The following is an 18379-nucleotide window of genomic DNA, read 5'->3' on the forward strand; positions in this document are numbered from 1 at the left end:
CTAGATGCTGCATATCCTGAGGCTGGCCTCGCGCCATGCGCGGGCCTGTCTGGTCGCTGGCCTGCTGGCCGGGTTGGTCCTGCCCGGCCTCGCGGCGGCGCTTGCAGACTGGCTGCCGCAGATGGTGGCCGCACTGTTGACGCTCACGGCGCTCAGGATCGGGCACCGTGCGGCGACGGGCGCGGCGCGCGATCTACGGTGGGGCTTGGCCTCGGTGCTGGCCTTGCAGACGGTGCTGCCGCTGGTGCTGCTCGGAGGCTTCACCCTCGCAGGGTTGGGACACACGCCTGCGGCGCTGGCGGTGACGCTGGCTTCGGCGGCGCCCGCGCTGACGGGCAGCGTCAACCTCGCGCTTTTGCTGCGGCTCGACGCAGGGCGGATGATGCAACTAATGGTGCTGGGCACCGCCGCGTTCCCGCTGACGGTCCTGCCGGTTCTGGCGCTGCTGCCGCAGCTTGGTCCAGCGTCGGACGTGGTTGCCCCGGCCCTAAGGCTGCTGGCTGTGATCGTCGCGGCCACCGGGCTCGGCTTCGCCCTGCGCCACTTTTTGCTGCCCCGCCCAACAGCGCGCCAGATCGAGACGCTCGACGGGGCGTCGGTGCTGGCTTTTTGCATCATCGTCGTGGGCCTGATGGCCGCGCTCAACCCCGCGCTGCGCAGCGACCCTTGGGTCGTGGCGGGCTGGACGGTGCTGGCCTTCGCCCTAAGCTATCTACTGCAAGCGGCGGCTCTGCTGGCGCTGCGCCGTGGCCCGCTGCATCCCGTCGCCGGACCACTGGCGATTGGCGCCGGGAACCGCAATATCGCGCTTTTCCTCGTCGCACTCCCGCCCGAGGTTCTGGCTCCCCTGATGATCTTTATCGGCTGCTGGCAACTGCCGATGTATCTAACCCCGGTGCTGCTGCCGCGCCTTTACGAAAGGATGCTCCGCAATGACTGACTGGCCCCGCATTCGCAGCGTCGGCCTCTCTGGCCTGTTGATCACCTTTGCCGAGAAAATGTCCGAACCCGCCAACCGCGCAGCACTCGCCTTTCGCGCGGCGGTCGAAGCGCAGGACTGGCCGGAGGTGACCGAGACCAGCACCTCGCTGGTGTCGACCTTCGTGCAGTTTGAGGTCAGCCAAGACGCCATCGCAAAGATGACCGACCGCCTGCGCGCGTTGCTGCAAACCCGCGACTGGTTCGCCGAAGCGCTCCCCGCCGGGCGCAGCCTGTGGCATGTGCCGACGGTCTATGGCACCGACCTCGCCCCGCAGCTTGAGGAAGCCGCCGAAGCCGCGGGCCTCGACCCCGATGCGGCCATCGCCGAGTTGTCGCAGTCCCGCGTGCGGGTGCTCACCATCGGCTTCGCCCCCGGCCAGCCGTATATGGGTGAGTTAGCCGAGCATTGGGACATTCCGCGCCAGCAGGGGCTCACCAAATCCGTGCCGCCCGGGGCGCTGGTCGTCGCGATCCGGCAGTTGATCATCTTCACCAATGCCTCCCCCACCGGCTGGCGGCATATCGGACAGACCGCCTTCCGCACCTTCCGCCCCGGCAGCGAAATGCCCTTTCCGCTGTCCCCCGGCGATGAATTGATCTTCCCGTCGATCACCCGCCAAGAGTTCGAGCGCATCGCAGATGACCCCACCGGCGGTGCCGAGCAGGAGGCGCTGACATGAGCGCCCTGACCATCCTCCAAGCCGGCCCGGCCATGACGGTCCAAGACCTTGGCCGCCCCGGCTACCGCGCCTTGGGCCTGACCCACGGAGGGGCCGCCGACCCCATAGCGCTGCACGAAGGGGCCGCTTTGTTGAACCAAGACCCCGGCTGCGCAGCGCTTGAAATGGCGGGCAGCGGCGGGCAGTTCTCGGCGGACAGCGACACCCGCATCGCCCTCGCAGGCGCGCAGATGCAGGTGAGCATCGACGGCGAGCCGGTTGCATGGGACGCCAGCCACCTGCTGCCTGCGGGGGCCACGCTGACCATCGGCGGCGCACGGGATGGAGCTTACGGCTATCTCCACGTCGGGGGCGGGATCGACATAGAGCCAGTAATGGGCTCACGCTCCAGCCACCTCGCCGCGGGCATCGGCCAGCCCTTGGCAAGTGGCGATAGCCTGCCCATCAGCAAAGACAGCGGCGGCGAGACCAGTCAAACCTTGCCCCGCGACAGCCGCTTCGGTGCCGAACGCGTGCGCATCGTCGCCTCCATGCAGACCGAGGCTTTTGACGAAGAGACCCGCACCCGCTTCACCAATACCACCTTCCGCCGTGACGCCCGCGCCAACCGGATGGGCGCGCGGATGGACCACGACGGCGACGGCTTTGCCACCGGCGGGCAGCTCACCATCGTCTCCGAAGTCATCACCCCCGGCGACATCCAGATCACCGGCGACGGCGCGCCCTTTGTGCTGATGTGCGAATGCCAGACCACCGGCGGCTACCCCCGCATTGGCACGGTGATCCCCTGCGACCTGCCGATCGTCGCGCAAGCCCAGCCGGGCGCTGCGCTGCGGTTCGAGTTCATCGACCTCGACGAGGCGCTGGCCGCCGAGACCCGCCACCGCGATGCCCTCGCGGCCCTGCCCAAACAGCGTCAGCCCCTGCTGCGCGACCCTGCGCGCATCCGCGATCTGCTGGCCTATCAATTGATCTCCGGCGTGGTTTCGGCCACCGCCGACCCTTTCGAAGAGGACAAGACATGACATCCGTCGATCTCAACGCCGATATGGGCGAAAGCTTTGGCCCTTGGACGATGGGCGATGACGCAGCCCTGCTGCAAATCCTGACCTCAGCCAATATCGCCTGCGGCGGCCATGCGGGCGACCCTGATGTCATGGCAAAGACCATGCGCATGGCGCATGACAACGGCGTCGGCATTGGCGCACATCCGGGGTTCATGGACCTCGCCGGTTTTGGGCGCAACCGGCTCTCGGTGCCGCGCGCCACGCTGCAAAACCAAATCCGCTATCAGGTCGCCGCCAGCACCGGCATGGCGCGCAGCGTGGGGGCCGAAGTGCGGCATTTGAAACTGCACGGCGCGCTGGCCAATATGGCGTCGGAGGACGAAGGGCTGGCCCGCGACCTCTATGAAGCCGCCCTGAGCGTCGCGCCGGACCTGATCGTCATGGTCCTCGCCGCCACAGCGCAAGAACGCGCAGTGAAATCATTGGGCTGCAAATGGGCCGGGGAAATCTTTGCCGACCGCGCCTATAACGACGACGCCACGCTGGTCGACCGCAGCAAGCCCGGCGCGGTGATCCATGACGCCGAAGCCGCCGCCATGCGCATGGTCGAAATGGTCAAGGCCGGCGCAATCATCACCGAGAGCGGCAAACACATCCCCACGCAGATCGACACCATCTGCCTGCACGGCGACACCGCGGAGGCCGTTCAAATCGCAACCGCCGTCCGCAAGGGTTTGCAGGACGGCGGCATAACTTTGGCAAAGTTCAACGGAAACGCTTAGGAGCGCACCAGCTTTTCGTAGTCGGTGGCGATCTCACGGGTCAGCGCGCCGACCTCGAAATGCCAGTCGCCGATCTGCCCCACCGGGGTCACTTCGGCGGCGGTGCCGGTGAGCCAGCACTGCTCGAAGCCTTCAAGCTCTTCCGGCATGATGTGGCGCTCATGCACGGTGATGCCCTTGTCCTTGAGCATACCAATCACGGTCTGACGGGTGATGCCGTTGAGGAAGCAATCAGCCAGCGGCGTGTGCACTTCGCCGTCTTTGACGAAGAACATATTCGCGCCCGTCGCCTCGGCCACATAGCCACGGTAGTCATACATCATCGCGTCCGAACAGCCTTTGGCTTCGGCGGCATGTTTGGACATGGTGCAGATCATATAGAGACCGGCAGCCTTGGCGTGGCTTGGGATCGTCTCGGGGCTGGGGCGTTTCCATTTGGAGATGTCGAGCTTGGCGCCCTGCATCTTGGCGTCGCCGTAGTAGGCACCCCATTCCCAAGCGGCAATCGCCAGCCGCACCGGGTTGCGCGCCGAGGCGACACCCATGTCCGGCCCCGCACCGCGCCACGCGACTGCGCGCACATAGGCGTCCTGCAAGCCGGAGGCGGCGAGGACTTCGGCCTTGGCGGCTTCGATCTCATCAATCGTGTAGGGGATTTCAAAGTCGATCATCTCGGCCGAGCGCTTCAGACGCTCGGAGTGCTCGCGGCTTTTGAAAATCTTGCCGTTATAGGCGCGCTCGCCCTCGAAAACCGAAGAGGCATAGTGCAGCGCATGGGTCAGGATATGGACATTGGCATCACGCCATTCGACCATTTTACCGTCCATCCAGATGTGCCCGTCCCGATCATCATATCCGCCTGTCATGGTTTTACCCTCCCAAATGACCCAATATCTTTTCATAAATTGCGCAAACACCGGCAAAACCGGACATTTAGTTGCGCAAAACTCACGATTCGATAGCCTTTCACCCTTGGAATGTCAACAACGCTGACATAAACTGATCTCGACCGGCCCTTCGCGGGCTAAGCCAAGGATGAGGCACGATATGGCAGATGGGCGCATGATGGCCCCGCACAGCGGCGAAAGCCTGCTGTTCCTGACCGACGAACACCTGCGGCAGGGGATCGAGGCGATGTTCTTTGCCTATCGCGGTTTCACGGCGGATCCGGACCGGATCTTGGCCGACATGGCCTACGGGCGCGCGCACCACCGGGCGATCCACTTTATCAACCGCGCGCCGGGCACGACGGTGAATAACCTGCTGAACATCCTCGGCGTTACCAAACAATCGCTCAACCGTGTCTTGCGCACTTTGATCGCGGATGGTCTGGTGCAAAGCAGGGTTGGCCGCAATGACAAGCGCGAGCGGCATCTGTATCTGACCGACGAAGGTCGGGCGCTGGAGCAGGAACTGTCGGACGCACAGCGCGCGCGCATGCGACTGGCCTTTCGGACCGCCGGGCCAGAAGCCGTGGCCGGTTTCAGGACGGTATTGGAGGCGATGATGGACCCCGAAATGCGCGAAAGCTTTGACCGGCTGAGAGACAGCTGCCCATGAATGAGATGGACGCCCATCTGCTTGTTGTCGATGATGACGAGCGCATCCGCAGCCTGTTGAAGAAATTCCTGATGCGGCACGGCTTTCTGGTCACCACCGCGCGCGACGCCGCCCATGCGCGGCGGGTGCTAGCGGGGTTGGAGTTCGACCTTATCGTGCTCGACGTAATGATGCCCGGCGAAGACGGCATGGCGCTGACCCGCTCCTTACGCGAGAGCCTGCAAACCCCGATCCTGTTGCTCACCGCGAAAGGCGAGACCGACAACCGCATCGAAGGGCTGGAAGCCGGGGCCGACGACTATCTGCCCAAACCGTTCGAGCCTAAAGAGCTGCTGCTGCGGATCAACGCGATCCTGCGCCGCATGCCCGACACCTCTGCCGCCGACACCGCGCCAAAGGTGCTGTCGCTCGGCGCGATCCGCTATGACATGGAACGCAGCGAGATGTGGCAGGGCGATGAATTGGTGCGTCTCACCGCGACCGAAGTACATTTGATGAAAATCTTCTCGGCCCAGCCCGGCATCGCGCTCAGCCGCGCCAAGCTGGTCGAGGAATTGGGCCGCGACCGGGGCCAAGCGCAGGAACGCGCGGTGGATGTTCAGATCACCCGCCTGCGCCGCAAGATCGAGAGCGATCCGAAACAGCCGCAATACCTGCAAACCGTGCGCGGCGCGGGCTATATGCTGGCCCCAGACTGAACACCGACTGACCCCCGGCGCGGCTCTGCCGAATTCCGCAGCACCCCGCTGGCAATGCCCGGCGCGGCGTTCTATTGTCCCGCGAAATTCTGATACATGAGGCCCAATATGTCCGACACACCCGTAGAAGAAATGAACTTCGAAACCGCCATGGCGGAGTTGGAAAAAGTGCTTGGCCAGTTGGAGCGCGGAGATGTGGCGCTGGACGAAAGCATCGCGCTTTACGAGCGCGGGGCCAAGCTGAAGGCCCGCTGCGAAGCCAAGCTGAAAGAGGCCGAGGAAAAGGTCGCTGCGATCACCCTCGACGGCGAAGGCAACCCCAATGGGCTGAAGCCTGTCGAAGGGCTTTGACCGCCCACATGCTGACCCAAACCGAACCTTCCCTGCGCGACGCGCTGGCCCACGCCCGCGATCTGGCACAGGCCCAGATCGAAGCCGCGCTTGCCCCTCACGCAGGCCCAGTGGCCGAGGCGATGCGCTATGCATGCACCGGCGGCAAAGGGCTGCGCGGGTTTCTTGTGATCGAATCCGCGCGCCTCCACGGCCTCGCCCCCGGCATGGCCGCCCCGGCGGCGGGCGCGATCGAGGCGCTGCACGCCTATTCGCTGGTGCATGACGATCTGCCCTGCATGGACGACGACGACCTGCGCCGCGGCCAGCCCACGGTGCACCGCAAATGGGATGAGGCCACCGCCGTGTTGGCTGGTGACGCGCTGCAAACCTTGGCGTTCGAGTTGATCGGGCATCTGCCCTGCTCTGCCGAAGCGCGGTTAAATCTAATGATCAGCCTCGCGGAAGCCGCAGGCGTCGGCGGCATGGTGGGCGGCCAAGCACTCGACATCGCCGCCGAGACTGCCGCCGAGCCGCTGACATTGGCCGAGATCACCCGGCTGCAAGCAGGCAAGACCGGCGCACTGATTGAATGGTCCGCCATGGCCGGCCCGCGCATGGCGGGGGCTGACCCGACCGCGCTTGGTCAATACGCCAAACACCTCGGTCTGGCCTTTCAAATCGCCGATGACATCCTCGATGTCGAAGGCGACGCCGCGACCGTCGGCAAGGCGGTAGGCAAGGACGATGCGGCGGGCAAGGCGACCTTCGTCTCGCACCTCGGCCTCGATGGGGCAAAGGCCCGTGCCGCCGAATTGGTGGACATGGCCTGTGACGCCCTATCTGACTATGGACAAGAGGCGCAAAGCTTGCGAGCGGCTGCGGCCTTCGTTATTGCCCGCGACAGCTAGTCGCGCAGCAAATGCACCGCACCGGCACCAGAGAGGCCCCGATGAGTGACACAACCGCCACCCCCCTGCTCGACCAGATCGCCCGCCCGGCGGACCTGAAACGCCTGTCCGATGCCGAGCTGACGCAGGTCGCGCGCGAGTTGCGCACCGAGACGATTTCTGCCGTGTCGGAAACCGGCGGGCACTTGGGCGCAGGGCTTGGCGTGGTGGAACTGACCGTGGCGCTGCACGCGGTCTTTGACACCCCGCGTGACAAGATCATCTGGGACGTCAGCCACCAGTGCTACCCGCATAAAATCCTCACCGAACGCCGCGACCGCATCCGCAGCCTGCGCATGAAAGACGGGCTCTCGGGTTTCACCAAACGCAGCGAGTCCCCCTATGACCCGTTCGGCGCGGCGCACAGTTCGACGTCGATCTCGGCGGCCTTGGGCTTTGCCGTGGGCCGCGATCTGGGCGGCGTGGTGCCCGAAGGTTTGGGCGACGCAATCGCCGTGATCGGTGACGGCGCGATGTCGGCGGGCATGGCTTACGAGGCGCTCAACAACGCGGGCGATCTGAAAAAGCGCCTGATCGTGATCCTTAACGACAATGAGATGTCCATCGCTCCACCTGTGGGCGCGATGTCGAGCTACCTCAGCCGCCTCTACGCCGAAGCGCCATTCCAAGATTTCAAAGCCGCCGCCAAAGGTGCCGTCAGCCTGCTGCCGGAGCCGTTCCGCGAGGGGGCGAAGCGGGCCAAAGATATGCTCAAGGGCATGGCCGTCGGCGGGACGCTGTTTGAGAACCTCGGCTTTTCCTACCTCGGCCCGATCAATGGGCATGACATGGACCAACTGCTGCCCGTCCTGCGCACCGTGCGCCAGCGCGCCACCGGGCCGATCCTGATCCATATCCAGACCCAAAAGGGCAAGGGCTATGGCCCCGCCGAAGCAGCACGTGACCGGGGCCATGCGACGGCCAAGTTCAACGTGGTGACCGGGGAGCAAAAGAAATCCCCCTCCAACGCGCCCAGCTACACCCGCGTCTTTGCCGACAGCCTGCTGACTGAGGCCGCCGCCGATGACAAAATCTGCGCCGTGACCGCCGCGATGCCGGACGGCACCGGGCTGGACCTTTTCGCCGAACGCTACCCCAGCCGTTGCTTTGACGTGGGCATCGCCGAGCAACATGGCGTGACCTTCTGCGCAGGGCTTGCGGCGGCAGGGATGAAACCCTTCTGCGCGATGTATTCGACCTTCCTGCAGCGCGGTTATGACCAAGTCGTCCATGACGTCGCGATCCAGCGGCTGCCGGTGCGTTTCGCTATCGACCGCGCCGGGTTGGTGGGTGCTGACGGGCCAACCCATGCGGGCGCATTTGACGTGACCTTCCTTGCCAATCTGCCGGGCTTTGTGGTCATGGCCGCCGCCGATGAGGCCGAGCTGCGCCATATGGTGGCCACCGCCGCCGCGCATGACGAGGGTCCCATCGCCTTCCGCTACCCGCGTGGCGAAGGACGCGGGGTCGAGATGCCCGAGCGCGGCACGCCGCTGGAAATCGGCAAGGGTCGGATGATTAAGGAAGGCAGCAAAGTAGCGCTTCTGTCCTTTGGCACGCGGCTTGAAGAGGTCGAAAAGGCCGCCGAAGCACTTAGCGCCAAAGGCATCACCCCCACCATCGCCGATGCCCGCTTTGCCAAGCCGCTGGACCGCGAGATGATCTTGAAACTGGCCGAAGATCACGAGGCGCTTATCACCATCGAAGAAGGCGCAATCGGTGGTTTTGGCAGCCATGTGGCACAGCTTCTGGCCGAGGAAGGCGTTTTTGATACCGGATTGAAATACCGCTCGATGGTCCTGCCGGATATCTTCATCGATCAGGCCAGCCCGGCGGATATGTATGCAGTGGCGGGGATGAATGCCGAACAGATCACCGCCAAAGTGCTCGAGGTCCTCGGCATCGGAAATCTCGACGCGCAGCGCGCCTGACCATCAGGTCGCGGTGAGCAGCAGCCATGCGCCTGCCCCCAAGGTTATCGCCACAAAGAGGTAGCCCAAGAGCACAAAAAGCCCGTCACGGGTAAAAAGCCCGAACACCAGCAGCGCCACGGTGGCGGCGCCGATGGAAGACATCATCGGCAGCACCTCCATAAAGGGCCATCCGATGGGGATGATCGTCACCATCAATAGGGTCAGAAAACGCATTGGCCCGGTGGTTAGAAACTGCAATCGCGGGCGGCAGCGGCGGTCGACAAAGGCGCAGGGGCGGCGCAGATAGCCGACGCAACCGCTCAACCTTTGGCCAGCGACCTCGCGGCGCAGCAGGAAACCCGGCAGCCAAAGGCTCCGCTTCCCCCGCACCGCCTGCACAGCGAGAATGATGATCGTGACCGCAGCGAGCGTCGACACCCCCGGGATGCCCGAAAGCGGCGAGACCAGCAGCAGCGCGACGACCAAGATCAAGGGCGTGATCGACCGGTCGCCAATCTCCTGCAACACGTCTTGTATCGAAACCGTCTCCCGCTCAGCCGCGCGGTCGATACTGTCGAGCAGAAAGGCAAGTGTATGTTCGTCTTGGCGCATGCGCAGCCTCGGGTTCAGCCGTCCGACGCCAGAAGGGCGGCCAGACCAGAGCGGTAGCCAGGATATATCGGCTGCCAGCCCAACGCGGCCTTCGCATGATCGTTCCGCACCCGCTTGCTCTCGGCATAGAAACTGCGCGCCATGGGGGACATTTCAGCGTTCTCGAAACCCTCCTCAGGCGGCAGGGGCAGGCCCAAAAGTTCGGCGGCATAGGCGATGACATCCTGCGGTGGTGCTGGGTCATCGTCGCAAAGGTTATAGACGCCGCCCGGCTGGGGCGACTTCAGCGAAAGCTCCAACGCCAGTGCGATGTCCTCTACATGCACCCGAGAAAAGACCTGACCGGGCTTGATAATGCGACGCGCGTTGCCGCTGCGGACCTTGGCAAAAGGGCCGCGACCGGGGCCATAGATGCCCGCAAGCCGGAAGATATGCAGCGGCAAATCGGGGATCGCACCCCAGGCTGTTTCAGCCTGCACCCGCGCAGCTCCACGCCGGGTGGACGGGGTCAGCGGTGTGGACTCATCCACCCAGTCCCCGCTGTGATCGCCATAGACGCCGGTGGTGGACAGATAGCCGAGCCAACGTAGCGACGGAGCAGCCGCAGCAAACTGGTCCGCGAGTGCCAAGAGCACCGGATCGCCCTCCGGCCCCGGCCCGGCTGAGACCAATACATTGGGGATTTTATTCAGCAGCGGCGCGAGATCTTCACTCGGCCAAAGCAGTGGCTCCGCACCGGTATCGGCAATCTCACGCATATTGTCGGCACTCCGTGTCGTGCCGATAACGCGCCACCCCTGCGGGATGAGACGTGCCGCCAAAGCGCGCGCGCTATACCCGTAACCTATCGAAAGAAGCGTTTTGTTCATGCCGGCAAACTGACCTGCCCGCCTGCGGAGCACAAGCGCAGAGCGCCCCGCCTGACGCGGAGATGATCAGCCCTTGAGCCGTGTGATCGTCATATACCCGTACGTCGGCCCGGCCCACTGCTTTGAGCGGCGCATCTTCCCTGTGCCTGTCTCGACCCAATATTCATTGCTGAATCGGGTCTCGCCAAAGGCGCAGTCTTCGCGAAGGTGATGGGTGGCCACAGTTTGATCTACAATCTGGATCACGTCACGACCAAGCTGGGTCACATCGCAAGAAAAGGGCACGGTTTGTGCTGTGCCATCCAAACGCGCCAAAGTGATCAGCCGCTCGCCGCCGCCGCCCTGCCCGTCAAACCCGTTAATCGTAGTTTGCGCCTGTGCCGAGCGCATGTCGCCGCCAAGGCCCTTAGTGCCGACAAGAACGCCTTCGCGCAGGATAATTTGAGCATTGTCCGAGGATTGCCAAACTTCGACTTTGCCGGGTGTAGGGTCGTCGCGTTGTCCGACCAACTTCAAGAAGTCTTGCAGACCGGTCCTGTCTGGCACAACTTCTAAAACAGCGCCGGGCGTCTTATCCAAACTTGCGCGTGTTACCGCGACCTTGATCAGGGGTGCATTGCCATTCGCACCCCTTGCTTTGACCGAATTCACCAGCGCCGAACCCGCGGTTAGCATCGGGCTGCGCGCCGTCTCGCGACCGCCCCCGGAACAGGCAGCCAAGGTGAGGGCAGCGATCACGGTCAATCCGATTGCAAAACGCTTCATTCCCAAACCCTCGACCATTGATCTTCGAGCGCATTGCGATGTCCGCTGCGCACCTGTTCATAGAGACGACCCGGCACATCAAGCCGCGCCCCGCCATCCCGCTGGATCGGCCGAATGGTCGTCGAAATGCTGCGTTTGTCTGGTGTGCCCAAGAACCAGCTCACCGGGATCGTCAGGTTGATGCCCTTGTCAAATGAGCCCTCCCCGAAATCATCCGCAGATACGTCGGTCACGGTGAAGAAACCGCCGACCCGCCAGCCGTTTTCAAACTCACGGCTAACCGTCACCGTCGCCCCGATATCGCCAGCGAGATAGCGGCCCACATCTACCTGTCCGTGATAACCGCCGCCAAATTCGTAATAGGCCGAGACATGGCCCGTGGCGACACTGTAGTCCTGAAAGCCGAAACCGCCGTCAAATTCGCGCTGTTTGACATAGTTCGCCTCTACCCCAAGGGCGAGATTGCTGGTCACCGGCTTCCAAAGAAGCTCAGCCGAAACACCCCCGAACATACGCTCAAGATAGCCTGCCGTTACCCGTGCATAAAGATCGTTTCCGACACTCCACTGCTTGCTGACATAGGCATTATCCAATACGGTTTCGGCCGTGAAGTAGCGCGGGCCGTTGGTGCGCACGGGTTCGAGTCTCGAGTTGCTTCTATGGGCGTCATTGCCCTTGTTACCCCAAAGCCGGTGCTTCAGGCTGCCTGCAATCGTCCAGCCGGGCGCCGGACGGTAGGTCGCGGTGGCCTCGACCCCTAAATTCAACCGAACGGGGGCCTCAGGATCGAAATAGCTGGTCGAGACATAGGGCCCGATTGACCAAGCAAAGTCGGGATATAGGTCCTCATTCTCCAACGCGCCCGGCAAGCGCGGCGCAGCCTCGCCAATTCCGACGACCGCCAGAAGCGCGTCAGCCGCCTGCGGATCAAACTCAAGCGCTTCCAGATCGGTGCGACGCACCGTCACCGCGGATTGGGCAAGATTGTCTTGCACCAATACGATGCGGAAGGTCTCGACAGAGGCAGGCAACACCTGTGCCATGGCCCGCGCAGCCCGGCCAACGGCGACTGCGGGCGCCTGATACCGTTCATTGCTAAAGCGCATCTCGGCACTGGCTGAGCCGAGCTGGAGCGCTACCAGCGTCAAGCCGCTCTCGTCCAAGATAGCTTTAAGACCATCACGCAGGCCAACTTTAGACTGGGTGCTAGACGCCCAAGCGGTATCCCAGGCCTGAGGCTCTACCGTACGGTTGGGACGGACACGAAGCGGGGCCGTCGGGGTATTGGCGATCGGTGTGGCCGGCTTCCGAGGGTGGAACTGGTATTGCAGGTTTACGCCAAACTCAGACCCATAAAGATAATAGGCACCCAGCCGCAAACCTTCGGAATATTGGTATTCCGTACCGAAGTTGAACTGCGACTTACGGGTGAATACGCCGCGCTGTCCTTCTTCAGTCTCATAGGCGTCAGAGCTGTACTCGGCCTTTAGGGTCCAACGGTCATTCACCTCCCATTCAACGCCCGCAAAGGGCGCAGCGGGGCCGCGGAACCATTGGTCGTAAGACGGTCTGCCGCCCGTCGCGCCCGGCGTGAAAGCACCCCGGTTTCCCCCGAACGGTGACCCAATGCTGTTGTGACTGCCCAAGCGCCCCCAACCCAGACCACCGGTAACCTTCACGGTGCCCGGTAGCGGACTGTTGTCGAATGTCTTGGTGGCGACAACGTATTCGCCGGCGTAAATCCCTGTGCCTGCGAAATCCTGCAGCCCGACAGTAACGGCAGGCCAGAACCCGTCTTCTTTCTTCAACAGATAGCGCAGGTCAAAGCTGCGGTCCCGATAGGTTTCAAAAGCACTTGGAACGACCGAGTTCCAATCTTGAATACCAATGTAGCGAAAGCTGGCAGAGAGACGCGGCGTGGCCTGAAATGTCAGGGTGTTGCGGGTCATCCCCGCAAAATGCGACACGCCAATCGCAAACTGCCCGTCCGGCATAGCATGAGCCGTTGGCATATCTACCAGCCCCGGTGAGCCGTAGAAGTTCAACGAGGGGCGGTTAGGGGTTTCAAAGATGCTGTAGGGCGAATCTGCGAGGGCGAGCCCGGCAGGTCCGACCGCAATCGCCGAAGCCAGCAGCGTCGCTTTGCCAGACCACAGGCTGCGTTCTAGCATTCCTAATTCCGTCCCCATGCGCACTTCCGCTCCCTGCCTGCGTTGCCTTACCGATGTGACACAGACTTCGCTGTGAAAGCAATCTTCAAGCTGGCTTCACAGCGCCCGCGGAGCGGAGCGCGGCATTAACGCGACAGATGCAAGCCTAGGAAGATTTTCGAACCGCTTCGTCTGACTGGAAGCCTTCGACCCAGCGGTAAACGACACTACGCGCCATATCCTCGTCGCTGGCGACCAATGCCTCCCGCAGATCGCGCAGGATTGCGGCGATCTCAATTTCGTTCACCCCATTTTCGCGGGTCGAGAAAATCTTGGGGTGTTGGGTCCCGATTAAGCTGCCGCTGAGGGTCAACTCTTCGGTCATCTTTTCGCCGGGACGCAGGCCGGTGATCTCGATCTCGATATCCCCGTCGGGGTTCTCTTCGTCCCGCACCGTGTAGCCTGCGGTTTCGATGACTTGCCGGGCGAGCTTCAAGATTGGCACCGGCTTGCCCATATCCAAAACGAAGACTTCACCACCCTCGGCCTGTGCACCAGCTTGCAGCACCAACTGAACCGCCTCTTCCACCGTCATAAAATATCTTGCAACGCCACGATCGGTTACGGTCAGAGGGCCGCCGCGGCTCAACTGGTCTTGGAACAAGGGCACCACGGAGCCCGAAGAGCCCAGAACATTCCCGAAACGCACCATCGAATAGATGACACCCCCTGGCCCGCCATACTTCCGCGCCATATCCTGCACCACCAACTCGGCCAGCCGCTTAGACCCGCCCATGATATTGGTTGGGCGCACAGCCTTGTCGGTAGAGATCAGGATAAACCGCTCAACCCCCGCCCGCGCGGCCTGTTCGGCAAGCGCTTGCGTGCCAAGCACATTGTTCACCAGTCCAGATAGCGGATTTGCTTCGACCAACGGCACATGCTTGTAGGCTGCCGCATGCAGAACCACATCGACCGAATGGTCGGAGAAGACTTTGCGCAGCTGCCTTGTGTCAGTCACCGTGCCGAGCACTGTCACGATCTCGATCCCAGTGCCTTCGGCCAACTGCCGCATTTCCATGTCAGTGTTGTAAAGCGCAAGCTCGCTCAGCTCGAAAAGCACCAGCTTTGTGGGGCGACATTCCAAAACCTGTCGGCAGATTTCCGACCCGATTGACCCACCGGCCCCCGAAACAAAAACAACTTTTCCAGCGTAACAGGCTGTGCTTTCACCAATTGTCTGCGCAACTTCGTCGCGATTTAGAAACCTGCGCGGCGCAACTGGCGAAAGTTTGTCTACAAGCGCTTCTTCGCCAATCAACTGCGCAAAAGAAGGCAGGGTCTGCACCTCCAGCCCCATTTTTTCGAGCCGCCGGGCAATCTGCGCTTGTTTAGGTGTGCTGAGCGAAGGAACCGCCAGCAGCACCCGGTTAATCTGCTTCTCCGCCACCAGTTCGGCGATACGCATGGGCGAATGCACTGGGAGCTTGGCAACGTTTAAGCCCTGCAGTGCAATATTGTCGTCTACAAACGCGATGGGCTCGATATTCTCATGCCCGCGCAGAGCTGAAACGAGTTGGGTACCGGTTGTACCAGCGCCGTAAATCAGAACACGGCAACGTGCGGCACCCTTGCGGTAAATCGCCAAAACCACCTGCAACAGCAGCGCGCGTGAAATAACGACGAATGAAAAGAAAATGGCGCCGAACATCACATGGACGCCAAATGGGTAGGTCACCCCCAACACCATTGATACGAGGAAGGATGTCATCGCCAATACTATGCCCAGTACAGCCGTGACCCCAACTGCCGCCGTCTCATAGGCGTTTAATTGAATGCTACAAATCCCGAGCCATATTGAAGTTCCTGCCGCAACGATAAGCACATAGGGCAACACAGGGATATAGCCGGCCAGAGCATCAATGAGGCCGCTAGGAAGACCACGAAGTGCCAATGCAGAGATAATAGCGAGAATAACTAAGACTGAATCGACGGTCAGCAGGATGGCGCGCTTTTGCCGTTTGGTTAGCGACTTAATAAAGCTCAACATGGGCTTTCCCCTGCTCTTAGTAACACCATTTAAACAATCAATAATGATCGGGTCCGGCAATATCGGACCAGCTGCCGCAATGGCAACATTCTCGCGCCGCGCCCAATGCCCGACCTTTTCGAGAAATTCAATTTTTTTCGAATCTTAATCATCCCCGATGCAACCTGCACAATGGCATGGCTTTACAGAAAAAACCAGAGCCTGCTCAAAAGCTTGGGCGGCAACCTGCCGCGGAATGCCGCGCTAACGCCGTTTAAACAGATTGCCGATTGTCTGGAATACGAGGTCAAAATCATAGCAGGTGCTTTGGTGACGCTGGTAAATCAGATCAAGGCGCGCTTTCCGGGGAACGCAGATCCGGCAATAGACGGCGTCAGTTTCCTCGGGGGTCTTACAACGCTCTAACAACCGATCTTCGTGCTTGTGAAACCGGATCGTCGCCAAACCGGTCACGCCGGGACGCGACTGAAGCACCTGACCGTAAATATCCGGGAAACGCTCCACATACTCACGCAACGGTGGACGCGGGCCGACAAAGCTCAGATCACCCCTTAGGATATTCCACAACTGCGGAAATTCATCCAACCGGCGTTTGCGCAGCCAAGCGCCTGTCGGCGTGATCCGCGCGCTTTTGTTTCCCCCAGAAACGCCCTGATCCCCTTCGACAACCGTCATCGTGCGAAGTTTCCACAAGTTGAAGCTCTGCTCCGGTGTCTTCATCCGTTCGGCGACATGAAACAGCGGTCGGCCTTCTTTTAGCAGAAGCCAGATCACCAGTCCCAGCAAGATCGGACCTAGGATGATGACAAGAAGGCTGGCGAAAAACAGATCAAAGATGCGTTTACGCCAAGTCATTGGGTAGAGCTCATGAGTGGTTACGGTCCTTCTGCCACTCGCCGACCAATCCGGAAGGGCTTTCGTTTTCTGGCGCAAAATCCACAAGGCGTTCAAGCATATTCGTGTCGAACTGCACTTCGGCAATACTGCCCTCCGCCGCCGGGCGAGGCTCCCACGGCAAACCCGCGGCGTCGAGCAACGCCCCCATCTCTACCGCACCCGGGGCCGAGAGATTCAGCACTGACGGAAGCTCATTGCTCGCGCACAGGCGGTGAAGCACCCGAGCAAAGGTAACAGGCCCGATATAGCTGCGACGCGGGGTGCGTCCGTCTGGGAACTGGTCAATTTGCATGCCGGGGCGCCAACCGCCCAAGATTGCATCAGCGCCTGCGACATTCCCGATGCGTAGAACGGTTGTGCCTGTCACCCCGCGGGCGAGCACGGTCTGCTCCATCTCCAGCTTTGCACGTCCATATTCAGACAGCGGCGTAGGCTCATCGGTTTCTCTAAGCATCCCCCCCCGGGCGCCGTAGACCGCCGCAGATGAGGCAAAAAATACCCGCGGCACCGCGGCTTCTTGGGCCAGTTCCAAAGTCGCAAGCGCGAGATTGGCATTCTCGCTCAAAAGTGCGCCGCTGCGCTTCGCAGCGGCAGGGGTCACGCCAGCAAGACAGATGATCGCTCGGACACCCCGCGCAGCGGACAGGGCCGTGTCAGACGCAGCCCCGCCCGGTTTCGGAAGCTCAAAAGGAATAAATCCGGGGATCGGTCGGCGACTATGACAGCGCAACTCCCCTGCCACCGGCCAGTGCCGGCGCAACATGCCCCCCAATTGCCCGGACGCGCCAATCACCAGCACGTCACCCGTTTGCTCGCTATCCGTAGAAGTCATTGACGCCATAGGTCTAGTCACTATCCTGTCGCGGTGAGAACTCCAATGGGGGTGGGTTCAAATCAGCCTTTACCACCACCGATTCCCCACTGCATACAGGCGGGGCCAAACCGGTTCACCGGGATAAAACATAAGAAAGCGGTCGCGCGACATATGAAGCAAGTATCCAAGCTTTTCCTGACGGCTCTGATGGCACTGACCCTCGCGGCCTGTGGCTCTCTGCCCCGCGGCGCAGCCATCGAAAAAGAAGTCACGCAGGATGCCACGGCACCCGAATCCGATATCGCGGTTTACCCCGTAACCCGCGCCTTTCTTCCCAGTATCGCGCAATGGCCCCGGACGGGTGAAGCCCGGCACGGCTGGATTGGCGCGAGCCGCGGGTCAAACGCGCAAGTCATTCGTCCCGGAGACCGGTTGGATCTACTGGTCTGGGACAGCGGCGATAATTCACTGCTCACAACACCCGCTCAACAGGTAGCGAACCTCTCGGGCATCCGGGTGTCAGAGAGCGGAACGATCTTTGTGCCCTATGTAGGCAATATCCGGGTTTCGGGCCGCACACCGGGATCTGCACGCTCCCTGCTGCAACGACGGCTTGAGGCGATCGTCCCCTCAGCACAGGTACAGCTTGCGATGACCGAAGGTCGTGGCAATTCGGTTGACCTGGTCGGCGGGGTCAGCCGCCCGGGCAATATCCTGATGCCCGACAACAACTTCACGGTTCTGGCCGCGATCTCAGCAGGCGGCGGGGTGCAAAACAATCTCGAAAACCCGCAGGTTAAGCTGCTGCGTGGCTCGAAAATCTATGCCACATCAGTCGCGGAGCTTTACGAAAACCCGCATCTCGACACGCGGCTAATTGGCGGCGACAAACTGATCATCGAAGAAGACCGCCGTTACTTCTTGTCGCTTGGTGCGGCGGGCCGCGAAGCGCAATTCCCCTTCAACCGCGATGACGTCTCGGCGCTGGACGCGCTGGCCATCATTGGTGGTGTGAACGACTCTCGCGCCAATCCCGAAGGCATCCTTATCCTGCGCGAATACCCCGCCAGCGCGATCAGCGCAGGGGTCCGCGGACCGCGTCGGACGCGGGTGGTCTTCACCCTCGACCTGACCACCTCTGACGGGCTCTTCTCCGCGCGGAACTTCTATATCCAGTCCGGCGATCTGGTACTGGCAACCGAAAGCCCGCTGACCGATACCCGCACCATTCTCGGCATTGTTGGATCGGTCTTCGGGCTGGTGAATACCGCGGGCAATCTGGGCAACTGATCCCAGCCAGATCGGCGCATCCTTTGCGCCG

Annotated in this window: 18 protein-coding genes; 10 read left to right on the plus strand and 8 right to left on the minus strand. The window is 61.9% G+C overall.

Features of this window, described 5'->3' with window-relative positions:
* Positions 1 to 4: 4 nt before the first annotated feature.
* From BLS57_RS16885 to BLS57_RS16900, 4 genes are read left to right on the plus strand one after another with little or no spacing between them, the layout of a single operon-like run.
* Complete coding sequence (locus tag BLS57_RS16885; RefSeq protein WP_244153720.1) at positions 5 to 940, plus strand: hypothetical protein; 936 nt, start codon at positions 5 to 7, stop codon at positions 938 to 940.
* Positions 933 to 1661 carry a 5-oxoprolinase subunit B family protein gene (locus tag BLS57_RS16890; protein ID WP_093743824.1) on the plus strand — a complete coding sequence of 243 codons (729 nt, stop codon included), beginning with the start codon at positions 933 to 935 and terminating at the stop codon, positions 1659 to 1661. The genes BLS57_RS16885 and BLS57_RS16890 overlap by 8 nt, the downstream gene beginning before the upstream one ends.
* Positions 1658 to 2686: a 5-oxoprolinase subunit C family protein gene (locus BLS57_RS16895; RefSeq protein ID WP_093743825.1), complete on the plus strand. Its 1029-nt coding sequence runs from the start codon at positions 1658 to 1660 to the stop codon at positions 2684 to 2686. Before BLS57_RS16890 ends, BLS57_RS16895 begins: the two co-directional genes overlap by 4 nt.
* Entirely contained in the window at positions 2683 to 3450 is a 768-nt protein-coding gene (locus BLS57_RS16900) for a LamB/YcsF family protein (protein WP_093743826.1), read from the plus strand. The genes BLS57_RS16895 and BLS57_RS16900 overlap by 4 nt, the downstream gene beginning before the upstream one ends.
* On the opposite strand, the gene BLS57_RS16905 is transcribed toward BLS57_RS16900, so the two are convergent.
* Positions 3447 to 4316, minus strand: a complete 870-nt coding sequence (locus BLS57_RS16905; RefSeq protein WP_093743827.1) for a branched-chain amino acid aminotransferase — start codon at positions 4314 to 4316, stop codon at positions 3447 to 3449. The two genes, BLS57_RS16900 and BLS57_RS16905, sit on opposite strands and share 4 nt — an antisense overlap.
* A 181-nt stretch (positions 4317 to 4497) precedes the next feature.
* Between BLS57_RS16905 and BLS57_RS16910 the strand changes: the two genes are divergently transcribed.
* The 5 genes from BLS57_RS16910 (at position 4498) to dxs (ending at position 8919) form a co-directional block, all read left to right on the plus strand.
* On the plus strand, positions 4498 to 5010 hold the full coding sequence (locus BLS57_RS16910; RefSeq protein ID WP_093743828.1) for a MarR family winged helix-turn-helix transcriptional regulator: 513 nt from the start codon (positions 4498 to 4500) through the stop codon (positions 5008 to 5010).
* Positions 5007 to 5708, plus strand: a complete 702-nt coding sequence (locus BLS57_RS16915; RefSeq protein ID WP_093743829.1) for a response regulator — start codon at positions 5007 to 5009, stop codon at positions 5706 to 5708. The genes BLS57_RS16910 and BLS57_RS16915 overlap by 4 nt, the downstream gene beginning before the upstream one ends.
* Before the next feature lie 108 nt (positions 5709 to 5816).
* The gene (locus BLS57_RS16920; protein WP_093743830.1) at positions 5817 to 6059 is read left to right on the plus strand and encodes an exodeoxyribonuclease VII small subunit; all 243 of its coding nucleotides are present in this window, start codon (positions 5817 to 5819) and stop codon (positions 6057 to 6059) included.
* An 8-nt stretch (positions 6060 to 6067) separates the two neighbouring features.
* Positions 6068 to 6949, plus strand: a complete 882-nt coding sequence (locus BLS57_RS16925; RefSeq protein WP_093743831.1) for a polyprenyl synthetase family protein — start codon at positions 6068 to 6070, stop codon at positions 6947 to 6949.
* A gap of 41 nt (positions 6950 to 6990) precedes the next feature.
* Positions 6991 to 8919: a 1-deoxy-D-xylulose-5-phosphate synthase gene (gene dxs, locus BLS57_RS16930; protein ID WP_093743832.1), complete on the plus strand. Its 1929-nt coding sequence runs from the start codon at positions 6991 to 6993 to the stop codon at positions 8917 to 8919.
* 3 nt (positions 8920 to 8922) lie between these two features.
* On the opposite strand, the gene BLS57_RS16935 is transcribed toward dxs, so the two are convergent.
* The 7 genes from BLS57_RS16935 to BLS57_RS16965 form a co-directional block, all read right to left on the minus strand.
* On the minus strand, positions 8923 to 9513 hold the full coding sequence (locus tag BLS57_RS16935; RefSeq protein WP_093743833.1) for an exopolysaccharide biosynthesis protein: 591 nt from the start codon (positions 9511 to 9513) through the stop codon (positions 8923 to 8925).
* A gap of 14 nt (positions 9514 to 9527) precedes the next feature.
* The gene (locus BLS57_RS16940) at positions 9528 to 10382 is read right to left on the minus strand and encodes an SDR family oxidoreductase (protein WP_093743834.1); all 855 of its coding nucleotides are present in this window, start codon (positions 10380 to 10382) and stop codon (positions 9528 to 9530) included.
* A 66-nt stretch (positions 10383 to 10448) separates the two neighbouring features.
* Entirely contained in the window at positions 10449 to 11147 is a 699-nt protein-coding gene (locus BLS57_RS16945) for a YjbF family lipoprotein (RefSeq protein WP_167356452.1), read from the minus strand.
* Positions 11144 to 13318 (minus strand): YjbH domain-containing protein, encoded by a 2175-nt coding sequence (locus BLS57_RS16950; protein WP_093743836.1) that lies wholly within the window; start codon positions 13316 to 13318, stop codon positions 11144 to 11146. The genes BLS57_RS16945 and BLS57_RS16950 overlap by 4 nt, the downstream gene beginning before the upstream one ends.
* Before the next feature lie 145 nt (positions 13319 to 13463).
* A complete protein-coding gene (locus BLS57_RS16955) occupies positions 13464 to 15347 on the minus strand; it encodes a polysaccharide biosynthesis protein (RefSeq protein WP_093743837.1) in 1884 nt (627 codons plus the stop codon).
* A 243-nt stretch (positions 15348 to 15590) separates the two neighbouring features.
* Positions 15591 to 16202 (minus strand): sugar transferase, encoded by a 612-nt coding sequence (locus BLS57_RS16960; protein WP_093743838.1) that lies wholly within the window; start codon positions 16200 to 16202, stop codon positions 15591 to 15593.
* A gap of 10 nt (positions 16203 to 16212) precedes the next feature.
* Entirely contained in the window at positions 16213 to 17076 is an 864-nt protein-coding gene (locus BLS57_RS16965; protein ID WP_167356453.1) for an NAD-dependent epimerase/dehydratase family protein, read from the minus strand.
* Positions 17077 to 17229: 153 nt separating this feature from the next.
* Here BLS57_RS16965 and BLS57_RS16970 point away from each other — a divergent pair, with 153 nt between their 5' ends.
* Positions 17230 to 18348: a polysaccharide biosynthesis/export family protein gene (locus BLS57_RS16970; protein ID WP_093743840.1), complete on the plus strand. Its 1119-nt coding sequence runs from the start codon at positions 17230 to 17232 to the stop codon at positions 18346 to 18348.
* The last annotated feature ends 31 nt before the right edge of the window (positions 18349 to 18379 follow it).

This window comes from Sulfitobacter delicatus (assembly GCF_900102535.1).
Lineage (GTDB): Bacteria > Pseudomonadota > Alphaproteobacteria > Rhodobacterales > Rhodobacteraceae > Sulfitobacter > Sulfitobacter delicatus.

Bases quoted from the DNA above. Each gene is read 5' to 3' on its own strand.
- BLS57_RS16915 (WP_093743829.1), top strand. From the start codon at position 5,007: ATGAATGAGATGGACGCCCATCTGCTTGTTGTCGATGATGACGAGCGC.
- BLS57_RS16965 (WP_167356453.1), bottom strand. From the start codon at position 17,076: ATGACTTCTACGGATAGCGAGCAAACGGGTGACGTGCTGGTGATTGGC.
- BLS57_RS16890 (WP_093743824.1), top strand. From the start codon at position 933: ATGACTGACTGGCCCCGCATTCGCAGCGTCGGCCTCTCTGGCCTGTTG.
- BLS57_RS16895 (WP_093743825.1), top strand. From the start codon at position 1,658: ATGAGCGCCCTGACCATCCTCCAAGCCGGCCCGGCCATGACGGTCCAA.
- BLS57_RS16885 (WP_244153720.1), top strand. From the start codon at position 5: ATGCTGCATATCCTGAGGCTGGCCTCGCGCCATGCGCGGGCCTGTCTG.
- BLS57_RS16925 (WP_093743831.1), top strand. From the start codon at position 6,068: ATGCTGACCCAAACCGAACCTTCCCTGCGCGACGCGCTGGCCCACGCC.
- BLS57_RS16900 (WP_093743826.1), top strand. From the start codon at position 2,683: ATGACATCCGTCGATCTCAACGCCGATATGGGCGAAAGCTTTGGCCCT.
- BLS57_RS16910 (WP_093743828.1), top strand. From the start codon at position 4,498: ATGGCAGATGGGCGCATGATGGCCCCGCACAGCGGCGAAAGCCTGCTG.
- BLS57_RS16970 (WP_093743840.1), top strand. From the start codon at position 17,230: ATGAAGCAAGTATCCAAGCTTTTCCTGACGGCTCTGATGGCACTGACC.
- BLS57_RS16905 (WP_093743827.1), bottom strand. From the start codon at position 4,316: ATGACAGGCGGATATGATGATCGGGACGGGCACATCTGGATGGACGGT.
- BLS57_RS16935 (WP_093743833.1), bottom strand. From the start codon at position 9,513: ATGCGCCAAGACGAACATACACTTGCCTTTCTGCTCGACAGTATCGAC.
- dxs (WP_093743832.1), top strand. From the start codon at position 6,991: ATGAGTGACACAACCGCCACCCCCCTGCTCGACCAGATCGCCCGCCCG.
- BLS57_RS16940 (WP_093743834.1), bottom strand. From the start codon at position 10,382: ATGAACAAAACGCTTCTTTCGATAGGTTACGGGTATAGCGCGCGCGCT.
- BLS57_RS16945 (WP_167356452.1), bottom strand. From the start codon at position 11,147: ATGAAGCGTTTTGCAATCGGATTGACCGTGATCGCTGCCCTCACCTTG.
- BLS57_RS16950 (WP_093743836.1), bottom strand. From the start codon at position 13,318: ATGCTAGAACGCAGCCTGTGGTCTGGCAAAGCGACGCTGCTGGCTTCG.
- BLS57_RS16920 (WP_093743830.1), top strand. From the start codon at position 5,817: ATGTCCGACACACCCGTAGAAGAAATGAACTTCGAAACCGCCATGGCG.
- BLS57_RS16960 (WP_093743838.1), bottom strand. From the start codon at position 16,202: ATGACTTGGCGTAAACGCATCTTTGATCTGTTTTTCGCCAGCCTTCTT.
- BLS57_RS16955 (WP_093743837.1), bottom strand. From the start codon at position 15,347: ATGTTGAGCTTTATTAAGTCGCTAACCAAACGGCAAAAGCGCGCCATC.